The sequence below is a fragment of the uncultured Microbulbifer sp. genome (assembly GCF_947498635.1).
In the GTDB taxonomy this organism is placed as follows: domain Bacteria; phylum Pseudomonadota; class Gammaproteobacteria; order Pseudomonadales; family Cellvibrionaceae; genus Microbulbifer; species Microbulbifer echini.
On record NZ_CANMKV010000020.1, the window covers coordinates 68,693 to 85,519 of the forward strand.

Here is a 16,827-nt window from a genome sequence, read left to right on the forward strand (position 1 = left end):
AAGATAGACAGAAATTCATTAATAATAAATATATTTATTCAGACCATCTCCCCTCTGCAAAACACCTCCTAAAGCTTAAATACTATTGACTTTAGCGGGTTATTCTCAATTTATTAAGATATTTTTTTAACCCAAAAACCGCATCAGACCCGTATCTGGATGACAATTTTTGTACATGGCTTTTCCCTTCCCCTTAGGGACTACAGCAACCTCATGACTCAATAGCAGATGCATCTCAGGGGAGAAACACACAGCATGCTGTTGCGCTGCTGTGTAAATCGCTTTGTGTGTGCGGTGGTGATGCACCCAGTTTTCCAAATCTACCAACGAGGCGAACCAAGCGATAGTCTCTGTATCCGGCCGGCCTCGCATTGGCTTTTCATCCCGTAAAAGGCGCACACTAAGACAGCGAGATTTCATTGGGTTTTCATCAAGAAATCTCACACCCTGTTCATATTTCGGGCGCAATTTTTCTTCGTAGCTTCTTCGCTCCTTTGAGCTTGTTACTGAATAGCCTTGTACGGTTCTGATCATACAGATATTTTCGGGCAGGCTAATTTCTTCACTGGATTGATCAATTGAAGATAATGGCTCCAATTTTTTTAATTGGCTAGACAGACCATTATTCTCGGCCGCTGCAATACGATCCCGCATAGCGCCCCAATAAGCATGGTCTCTCTGCGTACAGGTCTCAAAATGACGAAATAGGCCCCAGTCTGCTGTCGGTAGGGAAGACGAAACTTCGAAGTGGCTGCGAGGAGCTGCCAGTGCCTCATACCAAACCCCGCACTTACCCTGGGTAATTACAGCCAACTCACTAAGCCCTTTGAGCAGCCACTTATTCATGGTGTCTTCACAAGACCAATAAGCAATAGCGATATCATTGTAAGCGTCCTGAGGATCAACATATCCAGCGCGTTCATAATGCAATAAACCCTCTGCCAGGGATAAAGCCTTAGCTAAGCGGGAAAATAGCAAATCATCCCGCTTACCACTGGGCATCTGTAAAGCAACCTGGCACTGCACATACCATATCGCTGGAGGTAAATTCAGCTCCCAGGATGGATATGGCGGTTCAAAGTGATCTGGACGATTTTTCATAATGACCCTGCCGCGAGTGAGCACTGTCGTTAACAGTGTATGATTATACTGCTCGCCTCTCCAAGGAGAGGCATTGAAAAAAGCATACGGCTAACTTTCAGTAATTACACAGCTTCTCAAACGCCTTGCAATTGTCCCTGAATCTTACTTTCAAATTAAGGCGTCGATAGCTTTCATTGAAATACGCTCCAAAAGAAGGATAGTAAACTCAAGCATCTCTAATTGTGCAGACCCAGTAAGGCATGACATTGAGAATTACAGGAACAATAATCCTACACGCCAATGGATACGTTTACGCATTATTCCTGTGGAAAAATATCGTATCGAGAATTACGGGCATTTTACATGCCAGAATTAAAGAAACTTTTCTGATACTTATCGAAATAACATAATCTTGTTGAGACTTATAAAAAATAAAAAATAAAAAATAATACAAAATAGAGAGACCCAACAATAATTGAACACAGCTATATATCTAATTGTAAATTGTCTGCCAACACATAGAGCCTTTTGATATTCTTGGCCTTTCTGGACTCCCTAATTGGGGATGGTGGAATATACAGAAGGGTGATATAAATACACCTCTTTTAAATAAACTGCTATGGGTCAATGAGTATATTGAAAGATCAATGAACATAATAAAAGAACCCCCAACGCCGGATGAATTAGCGGCGATATATATTGAGGCTGGTTGGCTACAGGACCCTTTCTCAGATAAAATGACAAAAGCAGTTTCTTCACCGTCGGAATGGTATGTAGTTCGGGATCTTACTCATGCGACTTTGGGGATAGGTCGATTTATTACTGACTACGCAAGATGTGCATTTATCGTTGATGTAATTGTCCTTAAAATACATCATCATAAAGGGATTGGCACGGCCATAATCAGCGAGATTGTTTCAGATTGTCGTAAACTCGGTATCGATAATATCAATCTTTGGCCTAGCAAGGGCAAATTGCCGTTCTACGAAAAGCTTGGCTTCTATTCACTTCCTTCAGATCAACCACATATGAAGTTCGATACAGGTAAATGATGAGCTTCAGTTTGAGGCTGCGACATTCGAGTTGCTGCCATTAGAGAACGATGAGGAAAAGGGATAGGAAAATCGATTCTTGAGTTCCTCTCATCAAAGATTGACGGATGGGCAAATTTATTCGTTGCTATAACTAATTGGCCTGCAAAGAAGCTCTACTATGGATATGAAATATCTGATGAATTCATGACAGATTTCAATGGCACTCCGGTGTATGCTAACAAAATGATGCGCCCATACGGCAAGAGCTCACACCTCGCACACTCCCCCACCGATTAAGACGTTAAATTCCTTGGCTATGTAGAAAGATATCGAACGCAGACAGAATGAATTTATGGTCTTACTCGAAGAAGAGTATGGCTATAAGCATTGGTTCTGGTTCCCCAGAATGATGCCATTCGAGCTGGAAGCTTGGTGGAAAAAACTAGCAACTGTAGATCCTTACTTTAGGACTCCTGAACCATTACCAGGAGATATCCTATTCGCTGAGGACATGGAGTGCTGGTACTCCTTGCAAGAAAATGGAAAGCATTATCAGGCACATACTCATTGTGACGAGGATAGTTGGCTCATGAGCCCTTCAGAGAAATATATTTATCACCGTGGCTACGAAGGTGAGAGAGAATAAATTTAACACGACAAGGAAAAGTCGCCCTGCGGACTGGTCTCGCTAGCGTTCAGCTTTACTTGCGACCCCATAGAGCTTGGAGCATGAATTAAACCTAGGGATAAATCGCAGCCCCGAGTAAACCTATAGACTACATGAGTACTCGCAATGATGATGGTATATCGGTTGATGTATTTCGAGACAACCTAATTAAAAAATGAATCTATTACGGTAATGTCGGCAATTTTACGCTCCAATTCGCCAGTATTAATCAAATTTTTGAGCGCATGGAATAGAGCATCTTTTAAACGCATAAATAGCTTCAGAGGAATGCATCCTCTATTAGATCAATATCGGTAACTATAAAATATTTTTGATCGGTGAGATCTTTAGTAACCAAAAATAAAATAGACAGCAATCCCAAATAGAGATCTGAACACAACTAAACAGACTTTTCCCGATGACATTATTTCACGGACACTACTTAGGCCATCCAGTCCAACCATAGTGATGACGAATACAGAGGTACTCAAAGTAGTATCAAACCGTAAAAAACCTACGCTCAACTTTTTTCCACTCACCCAGAGCCGCAGGGGAATGCAGACAGACCGTAATTTGCTCGAACTGCTCAAAATTTCCATTCAGCACTTCCAGCGCTTGATGTGCGGCAATCGTATGGGGAAAGCGGTTGGTACCCGCACCCAACGCAGGAAATAGAATACGCTTCAGTCCACGTTCTTGCGCCAAGTGCAACACACTCTCATAACAGCGCCGCAGCTGGCCGATTGCCTGAGCCCCCCACTGATCCCCACTGCTCCACTGCGGAGTGACAGTGTGCAGCAGGTAGTCTACAGAGAGGTGGTAGGCCTTGGTGAGGCGTGCCTCGCCTACGGCGCATTCCGGTTGTTTTTGACATTGTGCCGCAAGTTCTTCTCCTCCCCGGGTATAGACCTGGGCTGAGAGGCCTCGCCCGCGAATCAAATGTTTGTGTGCAGGACACACCAGCGCATCCCCGCGCAGGGTCAAAATATTGCCCCAAGTCAGATCAATTTGTGTCACGGCTTCTCAGTTCTAACGTTTGCTTTACAGATACTGTAGCTTGCGACTTTGGTCGTCGGGCGAATCCTCCTATACTCAGCGCTGCGTCACTCCGCGGGTGAATCGTGCGACACATTTAGACGCCTGGTAGCCAACGGAAAGTTGCAGTCTGTATAGCAACAGAGATCACTATGAACTCAGGGTACAAAAAGCATAATCCCGCACTGGACACACCGGTGGAGGCGCTGGAGCGCATCGACCTGCGCCGCCGTATCATGGCCTCTTCCTATATGTTGATTTTCGCCATGGCGGTAACCGGCGCGATGGCTGTGATTGCCCTGACCGCCGCCGATATCCTGCAGGCCACTACTCTCTCCGCAGCCGCAGTGGTCATTCTCTGTGCCTACGTCACCATTAATGTCATGGGTCCCAGCCAAAAGACACCTCTGCTAGTGGGTATTCTTTTGCTCGTGCTCTACTTCTATCTATTGTTATCCGGCGGGGTGAACAATACCGGTCTGATGTGGGCGGTCATGTTAGTGCCGGGATTTATCAATCTCTACGGCTATAAGACCGGCACGGTCGCGCTTATTGCCATCGGCCTAGTGACGGCCACCGCCCTTTTCTATCCCGATTTTCCCGGCCTGACCGCGGAATATGATACCGCCTACCGCGCGCGCTTTATCGCGGTGTTTGGCGCACTCACCGCGCTCACCGCGCTACTCGACAGCAGCCGCCACCACACTCAGCAGTTGCTCGAGCGCCTGACCGGCGAGCTGGAAAAAAATGCCTCGACCGACGCCCTCACCGGGCTCGCCAACCGCCGTGAGGCCTACCGCGCTATCCACGACCTGGAGCGGCGTGACAAAGAGCAGCAGGGGCGCTATGTGGTATTGATCGGCGACCTGGACAACTTCAAAAGTATTAACGACACCTATGGCCATGCCTTCGGCGACCGCATATTGCAGGACGTGGCCAAAATCCTCGGGGACAACACCCGCTCCGAAGATATTGTCGCGCGCTGGGGTGGGGAGGAGTTTCTGCTGCTATTACCCAATACCGGCATGCGCGGCGGTAGCGTGCTAGCGGAAAAACTGCGCCGCAAAGTGGAGGCCCTTAGCCGCCGCTATGTACAACCGGTTAAGGTCTCCATCAGCTTTGGTGTCGTAGATGGCAGCGGCAACTCGCACAATGAGCTACTGGCGGAGGCCGATAAACGTATGTACCGCGCCAAGAACAGTGGCCGCAACCGGGTGGTGGCGGCTTGATGACGACAGGCCGAAAATATCTCGCCGAGAGACAAAGCGCTAACAGTGCGTGTCAGGCAATAAAACCGCGCAGGAAGAATCCGACGGCGAGCGCCAGCACGGCGGCCCCGCTACCAAAAACCAAGGTCTTGAGACCGGCCAACCAAGCCCTTTGGGAAAATACCAGGCCCTTACACAGACCGATAGCCAAGAAGGTGCAGGCCGCCAGAGCCGAGCTGCTATAAAACTGCTCGGTTAAGCTGAGCGGCGGAAAAAGATAGGGCAATAGCGGTATAGCGCCGACACCAATAAACGCAATAAATGTGATCATGGCACTGCCCAGGGGCCTGCGCGTCGCACGACTGATACCATACTCCTCCGCCAACATGGTCTCGATCCACAGCTGGCGGTTTGCGGTAATCGTGGCGACAATCTCACCCAATACGGGCCCGTGAAATCCTTTGCGCTGGAAAATCTGCCGAATCTCCTCGCGCTCCCCCTCCGGCACCAACGCTATATGTTCACCCTCGGTGCGGGCGGCTGCGTCTGCCTGCTCTCGCTCAACACTGACCGCCTCGTAGTTGCTCACCGCCATACTAAAACCATCGGCAATCAGGTTGGCAAAGCCCATCACCAGCACCACCGACTCTGAAAAACCGGCACCGAAGGCACCGGCCACTATGGCAAAGGTGGTGACGCAGCCATCAATAGCCCCAAGGACAAAATCGGAGACCCGCTGGGACCTCGGTGCCTGCCCCAATCTGGCGTGAATACGCTCGGGGCGGTGTTCCTCTAGCAACGCACGCCGGGACAGCGCCTCAGCCTTTTTGTCCTCGTCTTTCATGTTGTAGGCTCAGCCTAATAAAACCCTAGTGGCACAGAGCTTAAATAAACCTGACTAAGTTCGCAGCCGAATTCAGTGTTCATACCTGCCTTCTTGCTACGCCCCTATCCATGCTCTAGTTTTATTTCACAATAAAGCTGCCCCGGTCGACTCCGGTATTGCCGGTCTTAGCGTCATAGGCATAAACCAGTATTTCATACACACCGGGCAAGTCCGTCGCGAAGGGGGCACTAAAAGTATTCATAGTGTCCTGGATTTTTAGCGGTATTGTGGCGAAATCAGCCCCATCTTTTTTGATTAGCGCGGTGACTTCGATCTTACTGCCATCCCAGAGACCTCCGGCGGTAAGTGAACAGCCGCACATCATGACCACATTAGCGCGGATCTCAAACGGACTCTTATCCAGCCCCGTATAGAGGTGTGTTTGCGGACTGAGCAGGCCCACTATCATACCGGGTATCTCTACAATCAGTCCCTCACCAGTGATCGGCTTACCGGGCACCAGCCAGGTCTGGGTCTGAGCCACCACACGCGCCTGCTTCTTGATATAGGGCGCCAGCACCTCAACGGTGAGAAATACCGGTTCTCGGATATCGAGTTTAGCCGTGAATTTTGCCGCTCCCTCGGCGATAGGCACATGGCGCTCGCGCGGAGTCTGCATAATCTTGCCGGTATCACCGGTGCTCCCCTGGGTCAGCCCCCTCGCGAGGATTTCTCCGGTATCCGCCGCGCGGATAATAACCATGGCACCCCCAATGGAGGAGCCAATAAATTTGGCATCCTTGGCTTTGGCACGCACGGTAATTTCGGTAGGAGAGACTCGGGAAACCGTTTCGGCTCCAATTGGCAAAGCGACGACTTGAGCAATAAAAACACAAATAAATATGGTAATTTTTTTCATTCAAAATCCTTATCTATATTCCAGAAAAAATCATATAAGCGCCTAACGTAAACAATCCCCAAAACATGGCGCCGACCAACAACCAATAAAATTTAACAACGTTAATTTTTTATTGGACTTACCCTTTATATCTCCACAGGCAACATTTGCGGCCTTCTGCGCAGACAAAAGTGGCAGTGCAATAGCAGGCATCATAACCAGGCTAACAAAATCCAGAACTATCAACTCCGCAGAAACCGATGATAAGCGCTCACTCAAAAAACTGAGCAGAGTAGCCACGATATAAATAACCGCCATGAGTTTTGGCCGCCATTTATAACGCTTTTGCGTTTCTTCGAGGCGGATCCGTATGGTTAAAAATAAAGGGTAGACAAAAATGACGGAAAATATCGCACGCATAACCGGCAGCATACTTTCACCACTGGCCCTTTTATATTCTTTCCAGTGACGATAAAACCAATAAATAGAATAAATGCCGAATGTGCCAAAATACAGCACCAGGAACTTGGTGTTCGATACCACATAAAATTCTGTTCCTCCGAGCGCCTCATTACTCAGGTCGGCCTCTGGCGCGTCGTAAATTCGACTATCCATACTATCACCTTCAAAAAATCGGGAAAAACAAACTGATAAATAGAAAGTTCAACAGGCGGGGTGAAAATCCACCCAATAAAAAAGCCGGGCAATGCCCGGCTTTTCCTTAACGGTTTGTCTTGCCTTTAGGCACTTTTAACGGAGCCGACCCAGGCGGCCACACGGCTTTCCAGAACCGGCACCGGCAGAGCGCCACCGCCCAGTACGGTATCGTGGAAACCGCGGATATCGAACTTATCGCCCAACTGCTCTTCGGCCTGCTTGCGCAGTTCCTGAATTTTCAGCATACCGATTTTATAAGCGGTTGCCTGACCCGGCCATACCAGGTAGCGGCGAACTTCTGAGCGCACTGCGGTTTCGGGAATCGCGGAGTTCTCCAGGAAGTACTCAACCGCCTGCGCCTCGCTCCAGCCCTTGGCATGCATACCAGTATCCACAACCAGGCGGATGGCACGCCACATTTCGGCGGTCAGGTGACCAAACAGATTGTAGGGATCTTCGAAGGCCCCCATTTCCTTAGCCAGTTTCTCGGAGTACAGCGCCCAGCCCTCTACATACACGGTGAAGTGCGCCTGGGTGCGAAACTGCGGAATACCCTCCAGCTCCTGGGCTATGGAGATCTGCATATGGTGACCTGGGTTACCCTCGTGGTAGGCCACGGTCTCCATATCGGTGGTGGAGTAAGCGCTCATGTCGGACAGATGCGCATAGTAGATACCCGGGCGGGAACCGTCCGGGGTGCCTGGGTAATAGTGCTGGGCACCGCCATCCTGCTCGCGGAAAGATTCCACTCGCTTCACCACCAGCTCTGCCTTGGGCAACAGGCCGAAATATTCCGGTAATTCCTTGGTGATATTGTCGAGGAAAGCCGTGGAGTCATCCAAGTAGCCCTGGCGACCATCTTCGGTATTGGGGTAGTAGAACTGGCCATCTTCACGGATAAAGGTAAAGAAATCCTGCAGGCTACCCTCGAAGCCCACTTGCTTCTTGATGGTCTCCATCTCCTCGCGGATACGCGCCACTTCCTTGAGGCCGATATTGTGGATCTCATCGGCTGTCAGGCTAGTAGTGGTGGTATTGGCCAGACGCTGGTTGTAGTAGGCCATGCCATTCGGCAGGCTGCTGGCTCCCTGTGGTTCCGCAGAGGCTTTCTGAATGTCTTTCTTCAACCAGGCAATCAAGGCCTCGTAGGCTGGCAGGAATTCGCTCTCCAGAGACTTGCGCGCATCCGCAGTGAGCTTATCGGCCTGCTTCTGGCCAATCTTTCCGGCTTCCAGCAACTCGGCTATCTGACCTTTTGCTCCGGTCCACAGGGGCGCATCATCGCCATCGCTGAAAGGGGCGCCGGCGATCAACTTGCCGGACTGCTCGATAGCACCCTCATAGGCAAAGCGTGGCGGACGGATACCCTCTTTGGCAGACAATTCGGCGCGCTCGCGCAGCTGGTTGATCGCACGGGAAATACCGCCGATACGGGCGATATAGGCCTGCATATCCTCGATATTCTCCACCTTGTGGAAATTCAGCAGGAAGTTCGGCAGCTGTGACTGTACCCCACCCATCTGCTCGAAAATATAGCCATGGCGCTTGAAGGGCTCGTCGGCCTTGGCCTGTTCAAACTGATAGATCCAAATATCGTAGGACGTTTTCCCCTCCTGGCTCAACTTACCGTAATCGAAGTTCTTCTTCAGTTCGGCAACCGTCTTTTCCATCCAGGCCAGTTTGCGCGCCTCGGCGGCTTCACTCATATCATCGATCTGGTCGTACTGCTCTTTGCGACCAAGATAGGAGAGCTGCATAGGGCTGAACTGCAGCTGCTCTTCGTAGCGCGCGTCCAACCACTCGGTCAGGCGCTTGGTTTCGGCAACGGCGTCAACTGTAGCCGGTACTTCAGCAACGGCGCTCTGGGTCTTGTCGGTATTCGCGCCCGCCTGAGCGCTCTTATCGCCCTGACAGCCCGCGAGGATAGCGACAGCCAGCAGACTGGGGATCAAAGGGTTGTTCAGTTTAATCGGCATTTTCCTATCTCGATCAAAAATTGTACAAAAAAACGCCGATCACTTTGACATGAAATGATCGGCCTGTCGATTCGGCTACTTCCAAACGCCATATCTATGCGTCGAGCGGAGGAACCGGAGAAGATTTCACCTTTTAGTCCATACCGAACTGACTCTTCTGCGAGCCGAGTATTCGGGTTAAGCGGTGGAGCCCAGGATTGCGGCCGTGTTTACAGGAATTAAGAGGGCGAGTTACGCCGATTACAAAACCACACGGTCAAACCCTCGTTTGCAATCTCAGGTCCATACTTCCGATCTATAGGAGTCCCAAGGCTGTTGCCTCGTCCACGCAGCGCTGGTGTGCGGGGCAGGAGTCGAGGTGGTCGTTCACCATACCGGTTGCCTGCATATGCGCGTACATGATTGTGGAACCAACAAAACTGAAGCCGGCTTTTTTCAGCGCCTTACTCATGGCATCGGAGGTCGGTGTACTGGCGGGCACCTGCTCGAGGGAGCGCGGGTTATTCACAATGACCCGACCGTCGGTGAACTGCCAGAGAAAATCAGCAAGTGTCTGTCCCTTTTCCTTCAGCGCCAGGGTCGCGCGGGCATTTTTTACCGCGGACTCCACCTTTAGGCGATTGCGAATAATACCTGGGTCCTGCAGTAGCTTTTCTATTTTCCGCGGCGTATAGCGCGCAATTTTTTCCGCATTGAAATTATCAAAAAGCCGTCGGTAATTTTCCCGCTTGTTCAATACGGTTATCCACGATAGTCCCGCCTGCGCCCCCTCCAGTAAAAGAAACTCAAACAGGATTGCCTCATCGGTCACCGGAAAGCCCCACTCCTCATCGTGGTAGCGCTGATACAGGGGGCTGGACAGACACCAGCCACAACGCTTCTCTTCCATAAATTACTCCCCAATCTAAATGCCTGTGATTTTTATACAGCGACACCGCCGAATAATTATCCAAACGATACCAGTAAAAAAATATGACTGTGGCAGGGCGCTACTGCGCCCCGGAAAAGAAATAGTGCTGGATTAATTGCAGGACCAACAACAAAGAGACCAGGATAAGAATAATATTACTGCGATTCACTGTAACTCCAATAAATTTTGCTCTACCAACCAGTCGCGACATTCGCACAACATAGTATCCAGCGCCACCGTCGATTGATATCCCAGCTCCCGCTCGGCCTTAGCACTATTGGCCACAACCCGGCGAGTCACCAGAGTGGCCTTCTCGGGGGTAATTATCGGTTCGCGCCCGTTCATCCGCGACCAGAGGTCAGAAATCCAAGCAATGGACTGAATTGCGAGGGCGGGTGTGGTGCGCTTGGGCACCGGCTTGTGCAACAACTCGGCAATTTTCCCAAAAAACTCCAGGAAACTGGCATCGGTGCCGGCGAGGATATAGTTCTCACCACAGCGACCCTTTTCGACCGCATTGATGTGTGCCCGCACCACCGCCCCGGCGTGGCAAAAAGAACCCCAGCCCGGCGGCACACCGGGAAGCTGGTTTTTATCGATCAGAAAAAAGGTCTGGGCCCAACTGCTGGTATCGTATTTACCCACCACAGCACAGGGGTTCAGAAATACCGCATCTAGCCCCTTGTCAATTTCATTGCGCACCGCAATTTCTTCGCGCTTCTTGGTATATAGGTAGTGATGACGCGGGTCATCAGCCAGCTTTTCACTCTGTTCGGTAATGGTTTCCCTGTGATATCCGTAGGCGGAAATCGAGCTGGTCACGATCATACGACCCACTTTTTTCTCCCTGGCCACCTGCGCAATATTCGCCGCACCCTCGACATTGTCCTTCCACTGCTGGGCATTGCCACCACGCCACATACTGGTATTGGCCGCCATATGGAAAAGCGCATCAATATGATCGGGGATCGCCGTGCGTAGAGAATCGGGATCGTCCAGGGAGGCCTCGACCAGTTCCGCCCCCATGGAGCGTAACCTATCGGTATTAGAGGTACGACGGTGCATAGCGGTTACCCGCCAACCATCGGCTTTGAGTTGCTCAACCAAATTCGCACCGAGGAAGCCACTGCCTCCGGTCACAAATGCATGTTTCATAAATCCACCGGATGATTATTTTTTTATTCATACCCAGTGACATACTCTGTCGAAACCTCCGCACTCCGGGAGGGTAAACCGGCTGACAGTACCGCTGCTCCGGCAGAGTAGACCGCCGCACGAAAATACGGTGCAGTCGGCTCAAGAAAGACACCCGGCAAGCTGTTTACCCGCCGGGTTATCAGGAGGGAGATTACTCGATTTTCATACCCAGTTGGTAGGCAAGGAAACTCCATTGGTTGGCGAAGTCTTCCACCTGCATCCACACCGGTTTGCCGGCACCATGGCCTGCACGGGTCTCTACTGCGAGCCATATGGGTTTCTCACAGCCTTGATCTCCCTGCAGGGCAGCGGCGAATTTGTAGCTATGCCAGGGTACGACCCGATCATCGCGATCGGCGGTCGTAATCAGGGTCGCTGGGTAGCAGGTGCCCTCGCGGGTATTGTGCACCGGAGAATATGCGTGTAGCGCCGTAAACTCCTCGCGCTTCTCACTCAATCCATAGTCACTCGACCACTGACGCGCATTCGCGGAGGCCGTGTGATAGCGCAGCATATCCAGCACGCCCACTACCGGCAGTGCGGCGGCAAACAGCTCCGGGCGCTGCACCAGGGTTGCACCGGCGAGTAAACCGCCGTTAGAGCGCCCACTGATACCCAGCTTCCGCGGAGAGGTAACCTTCTCTTCGATTAGCCACTCCGCAGCGGCAATAAAGTCATCGAAGACATTCTGTTTTTGGGTTTTGGTCCCCGCTTGATGCCAGGCGTCACCGTACTCGCTGCCACCCCGTAGATTGGCCAGGGCCAGGGTGCCCCCCATATCCAGCCAGCCCACAAAGCGGTTATAGAAGCGCGGTAGCTGAGCCGAATTGAAACCACCGTATCCATAAAGCAACGTTGGGTTAGAGCCATCGCGTTTCATTCCCTTCTTGTGCACCAGGAACAAGGGGATACGGGTACCGTCCTTACTCTTATAAAAGTGCTGGCTCACCGTGAGGCCGGAGAAGTCTGCGGCGTATTCCGGCTGCTTAAACAGCTTGGTTTCGCCAGTCTGCACGTTCAGATGGTAAATACTCGGTGGAGTGATGAAATTTGAGAAAGAGTAAAAGGTTTCCACCCCGTCCGGCTCACCGTAAAAGCCCTTAACCGATCCCACACCAGGCAGTTTTAACTCATACTGCTCCTTACCGTCGGTATCAGTGACCAGCACCCGCGATTTGGCATCCTCCAGGTAATGCAGCACAAAGCGCTCACCGATATAGCTGGCACTCTGCAGGGCGCTGTCCGCCTCCGGCACCAAGTCTCGCCAATGCTTGCGTTGAGGCTTGTCCAGATCGACTGCAATCACCCGCCCCAGTGGCGCACCCGCGCTGGTTTTGAAGAAAAAGGTATTCCCCTGATTGCCGAGAAACTGGTAAAGGCCATCCCAGTCATCCAGCAGCTTAACCACCTTGCCACTGTCATTGCGCAGGTCGCGGTAGTAGAAGGCATTGGAGTCATAGCCATCGAAAATTCCGAAAAGCAGGTAGTTTCCATCGTCGCTCACCTCGGCCCCTGGGTTACGGGTAGGGTGGTCAGTAATGCGGTAAACCAATTGGTCGCGCTCCTGGGTATCTCCCAGGCGGTGGAAATAGACGGCTACCTGCTTAGTATCATCGGCACTGCCATCCTTATTGAATGGGTAGCGGCTGTAGTAGAAACCGGATTCGTCAGGCGCCCAGCTGGCAGCACTGAACTTGATACCCGTCAGCTGCTCCTTCAGGTCCTTACCCGTCTTTAAATCGCGGATACGATAGTCGGTCCAGTCAGTTCCACCATCGGAGATACCGTAGGCGAGGTAACGCCCCTGCGGACTGACTTGCAGACGCTTGGCCGCAATGGTGCCATCATCACTCAGGGTGCGTGGATCGAGGACAGCTTTGCCCTCTCCGAGGAGATTCCCGGTGCGGTAGAAAATGTTCTGATCCCAATCTCCGTTGTTGTAGTCGTAGTAATAGCTACCGCCCTTTTTGTAGGGCACACCATAACGCTCATAACGCCATAGCTCGGTGAGACGGTCATTGATTTTCTGCCAGCCTGGCAGGGCCTTCAGGCGCGGTAGGGTATACCCATTCTGCGCCTCGACCCAGTTCTTCACCGGCGCTGTGTCGGTGGCTTCCAGCCAGCGATAAGGGTCGGCAACCTCAACACCAAAGTACTTATCTACCTGTTCGATAGCCTGGCTCTTTGGGTAGTTGTCCGCTGCCTGCACACTGGCTGTGGCCAGGGCCCCAGCCAGAAACGTCAATAACCGTCTCTTCATACCGTATTCTCTGTTTCTCTGCATGAATCAGTCCGCTAATCTAGGCGATTTACCCACTGGGTTCCAGAGAGAGGGGCAGAACTGAGGTGAAAGGATTGATCCAACGGGTAAGCCACGCCCGCGTAGAAGTGGCCGGAGAGTCTGTTGGCGCCATTGAGCTAGGTGTTTTATTACTCCTTGGTGTGGAGTCCAGGGACAACCGTGAAAGTGCCGATAAGCTACTGCATAAAGTGTTGAATTACCGAATATTTCCCGATGAAAACGGGCGTATGAACCGGAGTGTGCAACAGGCCGGTGGCGGACTGTTGGTAGTCAGCCAGTTTACTCTGGTGGCTGAAACAGAACGAGGTATGCGACCCAGCTTCAGCCGAGGTGCCAGCCCACAGCATGCCGAGGGTCTATATGATTATTTTCTCGAGCGCGCGCGCTCCCAGTTTGCCCCAGTGGCCAGCGGTATTTTTGCTGCGGATATGCAGGTATCTCTACTCAATGATGGGCCTGTGACCTTCATGCTGGACACTTAAGTGTTCTCTACACCACATGTATTCCGAGCGAATGCCTGGAATACTAAATGAAAAAGAGCAATTAATTGCAAAGGAGTAAATCCCACATGCGACTAGCCATAACAGGTAATATCCACCTAACACCGCTTGTTGAGCAGGATGCTCAAGCGCTCTTTCATTTGATAGAAGCCAACCGTGCTTTACTGAATAAATACCTATACTGGGTAAAATCCGTAAAGGACCTGGATTCCACCAGGCAATACATACAGCAGCGCATACACAGTAAACGTGGTGGAGCGGTCTGGTATAAAATCATCTGCGACGACACGATCTCCGGAATTTTTGGCATTAAAGAAATTAATAGACAAGAGAAGAGTGCAGAAATCGGTTACTGGCTCTCCGCTCATTGCCAGGGCCGAGGTATTATGACAAACGTAGTCACAACAATTTGTGAGCAGCTTAGAAATAAGTGGGGCATCCTTCACTTGAATATTCACTGCTTATCAGAGAATACGGCCAGCATCACCGTCGCCAAGCGGGCCGGAGGAATTCACAGCGACACCATACCTGCTTATTCCACCATAGATGGCAAGTCTCAAGACCTGATGATTTATACTATTTCCCTCTAATATTATTAGCTAATTAGTAAGAAATTAATCAGGCATAATCAATAGCATACATTTTGAATGTGCTCCGTCAGGGCTGGACTTTTACTGGGCTCCATCCCAAACCATCCGAGCCCTGACCCGCCCTAAAAATTCTCTTGATCGACCATTCCCCAGTATCGATTTCCACCACTTTTCCGTCTCTCTGAGAACCTACAAACAAGAACTTGCCATCGGGAGAAAAGAGGAGTGAAGCTGGCTCACGCGCTGCGGCAGCTTGTAAATCAATACTCTTCAACTCTTTACGCTTAGCGGCATCGTAGATGACAACACGATTTCCCTGCAGATCTGCAACCGCAACCTGTTCTCCATTCGGGTGGAACTGTATTCGGATGGGAAGATAACCCACATCGATGGTATCTATCTTTTTCATTGTATCGGTGTCGTAAATGAAGATATTTTTCGAGCGGTTATTACCAATCCACAGCTCTTTTCCATCCGGGCTGACCCATACCGCCTCGGGGCCATCCCCAGCTGGAAGGGTACTTTTTAATTTCATATTCTCCGTATCGATCACACTGAAGGTATCCGAGCCTCGACTGGTGACATAGGCGGTTTTGTTATCTGGAGATAACGCCAGTAGATGGCTACCGATCTGATCTGTTGAGACAGAGCTCAATACCTTTCCCGAAACCACATTCACCTTGATCACATCGTGAGTCTCTTCGGTGGTCACGATCAAGTTTTCGCTATCGCCCAACCACATGATGCCGTGGGGGCCCATGTGAGGACTGATATCAATAACTTTTGTGCGCTTCCCGGTCTGCACATCAAAGACATTGAGCTCTTCTCCCACATAGCCATCCTCCAAATAGGAAACCACCACAACCTTGGACTTATCTGGGGATAGAATGAGCTCATGCGGTGACCCACCAGTTTCCTGTCGCTTGATCTCTTCGCCGTTTTCAAGATCGATAAAGCTGACTGTTCCCTCATATTTATTACCTACGATCAAAGTATTCGCACCCACAACACTTCCTATACACAAAAGCAACAGGGCAAGGCTATAGGGGATTAACAACCGCATTTCAGTACCTCACGATATTTACCCGGGGGGAGGGGGTGCATGTCGGAATAGCTAAGTAGCCTCCTATCGGCTAACAGTATAGTTAAATGGGCCTTAACACCTTGCCACTTTACTACTATGGGTTCATGACTGAGTGGCCGCCCACTTACCCACAAGTCGACCGTCAGCTTATCTTCAATTTCCCTGTCCACTTTTATTTTCCCGGTGGTTACCAACAGAAACCATGGATAGAGCTGTGCATAACTCCGGGATATCCCCTCTCAGCCCTGTCTTTCCGTGGCTCCGTAAAAGACGGGTAAAAAAGCAGCGCCTCTTGCGCAGATTTCCACAGGGGCGCGTTATTAACAGAAAGCCTGGATAGACTTGTGCATAACTCGAATAAATCCGCTACAGGCCCCGCGGTTACAGGTGTTCTCGGTAATGCTTAAAAATCCACCGATTAATCACTGGGGTAATTTCTACTTTTTGCGGGCGTGCTATCAGTACGTTTCCGGTTTTGTGTCGAGGTTTTTTTGGGGAATATTTTTAGAGGTGGAGTGTAAAAAAGCTCTGAGGGAGGATGCGCTGGAGACTATTTTTGTCGGGTTAAACCGCGCGAGCTGAATATCGCGGACAAAATTATTTGCGCGCTTTAGGGGTTTTTATTTATTTTATGGATAGGTTTTCTTAAAAAATATCTATAAAAATCTAAATTAGACGCTCTATTTTCATGGCGTCGTTTGTTCTATTTTTTTATTCGTTTTTATTTTCTACGCTTTGCGCTTTTTAGTCTCTATCTCTGCCTCTGTCTTTCTCTTTTGTTTGTCTTCTTGGCTTTTTTTGTTGCATATTTTTTTCAGACATAAAAAAAGGGCCACCCTATTGGGTGGCCCTTTCGGAAT

Annotated in this window: 15 protein-coding genes; 5 read left to right on the forward strand and 10 right to left on the reverse strand. The window is 50.4% G+C overall.

From position 1 onward, the window contains the following. Positions 1-126 precede the first annotated feature (126 nt). A complete protein-coding gene (locus tag Q1A69_RS12020; RefSeq protein ID WP_299585583.1) occupies positions 127-1,101 on the reverse strand; it encodes a phenylacetaldoxime dehydratase family protein in 975 nt (324 codons plus the stop codon). 629 nt (positions 1,102-1,730) lie between these two features. On the opposite strand from Q1A69_RS12020, the gene Q1A69_RS12025 reads away from it, so the two are divergent. Continuing rightward, a complete protein-coding gene (locus tag Q1A69_RS12025) occupies positions 1,731-2,135 on the forward strand; it encodes a GNAT family N-acetyltransferase (RefSeq protein WP_299585585.1) in 405 nt (134 codons plus the stop codon). Positions 2,136-2,469: 334 nt separating this feature from the next. Next, the gene (locus Q1A69_RS12030; RefSeq protein WP_299585587.1) at positions 2,470-2,763 is read left to right on the forward strand and encodes a hypothetical protein; all 294 of its coding nucleotides are present in this window, start codon (positions 2,470-2,472) and stop codon (positions 2,761-2,763) included. Positions 2,764-3,282: 519 nt separating this feature from the next. Here the strand turns inward: Q1A69_RS12030 and Q1A69_RS12035 are convergent. Further along, positions 3,283-3,801: a macro domain-containing protein gene (locus Q1A69_RS12035; protein WP_299585589.1), complete on the reverse strand. Its 519-nt coding sequence runs from the start codon at positions 3,799-3,801 to the stop codon at positions 3,283-3,285. A gap of 170 nt (positions 3,802-3,971) precedes the next feature. On the opposite strand from Q1A69_RS12035, the gene Q1A69_RS12040 reads away from it, so the two are divergent. Further along, positions 3,972-5,048 carry a GGDEF domain-containing protein gene (locus tag Q1A69_RS12040; RefSeq protein WP_299585591.1) on the forward strand — a complete coding sequence of 359 codons (1,077 nt, stop codon included), beginning with the start codon at positions 3,972-3,974 and terminating at the stop codon, positions 5,046-5,048. A 52-nt stretch (positions 5,049-5,100) separates the two neighbouring features. Here the strand turns inward: Q1A69_RS12040 and Q1A69_RS12045 are convergent, their stop codons facing one another. From Q1A69_RS12045 to Q1A69_RS12075, 7 genes are all read right to left on the reverse strand, one after another. After that, positions 5,101-5,871 carry a VIT1/CCC1 transporter family protein gene (locus tag Q1A69_RS12045; protein WP_299585593.1) on the reverse strand — a complete coding sequence of 257 codons (771 nt, stop codon included), beginning with the start codon at positions 5,869-5,871 and terminating at the stop codon, positions 5,101-5,103. Positions 5,872-5,992: 121 nt separating this feature from the next. Next, entirely contained in the window at positions 5,993-6,772 is a 780-nt protein-coding gene (locus Q1A69_RS12050) for a hypothetical protein (RefSeq protein WP_299585595.1), read from the reverse strand. Positions 6,773-6,814: 42 nt separating this feature from the next. Further along, on the reverse strand, positions 6,815-7,366 hold the full coding sequence (locus Q1A69_RS12055) for a DUF4234 domain-containing protein (RefSeq protein ID WP_299585597.1): 552 nt from the start codon (positions 7,364-7,366) through the stop codon (positions 6,815-6,817). Positions 7,367-7,491: 125 nt separating this feature from the next. Further along, complete coding sequence (locus tag Q1A69_RS12060) at positions 7,492-9,384, reverse strand: DUF885 family protein (RefSeq protein ID WP_299585599.1); 1,893 nt, start codon at positions 9,382-9,384, stop codon at positions 7,492-7,494. 295 nt (positions 9,385-9,679) lie between these two features. Next, positions 9,680-10,273, reverse strand: coding sequence for a DNA-3-methyladenine glycosylase I (locus Q1A69_RS12065; protein ID WP_299585601.1), 594 nt, complete (start codon positions 10,271-10,273; stop codon positions 9,680-9,682). 186 nt (positions 10,274-10,459) lie between these two features. Continuing rightward, positions 10,460-11,449 (reverse strand): NAD-dependent epimerase/dehydratase family protein, encoded by a 990-nt coding sequence (locus Q1A69_RS12070; protein ID WP_299585603.1) that lies wholly within the window; start codon positions 11,447-11,449, stop codon positions 10,460-10,462. A gap of 193 nt (positions 11,450-11,642) precedes the next feature. Then, complete coding sequence (locus Q1A69_RS12075; protein WP_299585605.1) at positions 11,643-13,775, reverse strand: prolyl oligopeptidase family serine peptidase; 2,133 nt, start codon at positions 13,773-13,775, stop codon at positions 11,643-11,645. Between the two features lie 62 nt (positions 13,776-13,837). Here Q1A69_RS12075 and dtd point away from each other — a divergent pair, with 62 nt between their 5' ends. Beyond that, complete coding sequence (dtd, locus tag Q1A69_RS12080) at positions 13,838-14,275, forward strand: D-aminoacyl-tRNA deacylase (RefSeq protein ID WP_299585607.1); 438 nt, start codon at positions 13,838-13,840, stop codon at positions 14,273-14,275. A gap of 86 nt (positions 14,276-14,361) precedes the next feature. Then, the gene (locus tag Q1A69_RS12085; RefSeq protein ID WP_299585609.1) at positions 14,362-14,883 is read left to right on the forward strand and encodes a GNAT family protein; all 522 of its coding nucleotides are present in this window, start codon (positions 14,362-14,364) and stop codon (positions 14,881-14,883) included. A 67-nt stretch (positions 14,884-14,950) separates the two neighbouring features. Here the strand turns inward: Q1A69_RS12085 and Q1A69_RS12090 are convergent, their stop codons facing one another. Then, positions 14,951-15,946 (reverse strand): YncE family protein, encoded by a 996-nt coding sequence (locus Q1A69_RS12090; RefSeq protein WP_299585611.1) that lies wholly within the window; start codon positions 15,944-15,946, stop codon positions 14,951-14,953. Between the last annotated feature and the right edge of the window lie 881 nt (positions 15,947-16,827).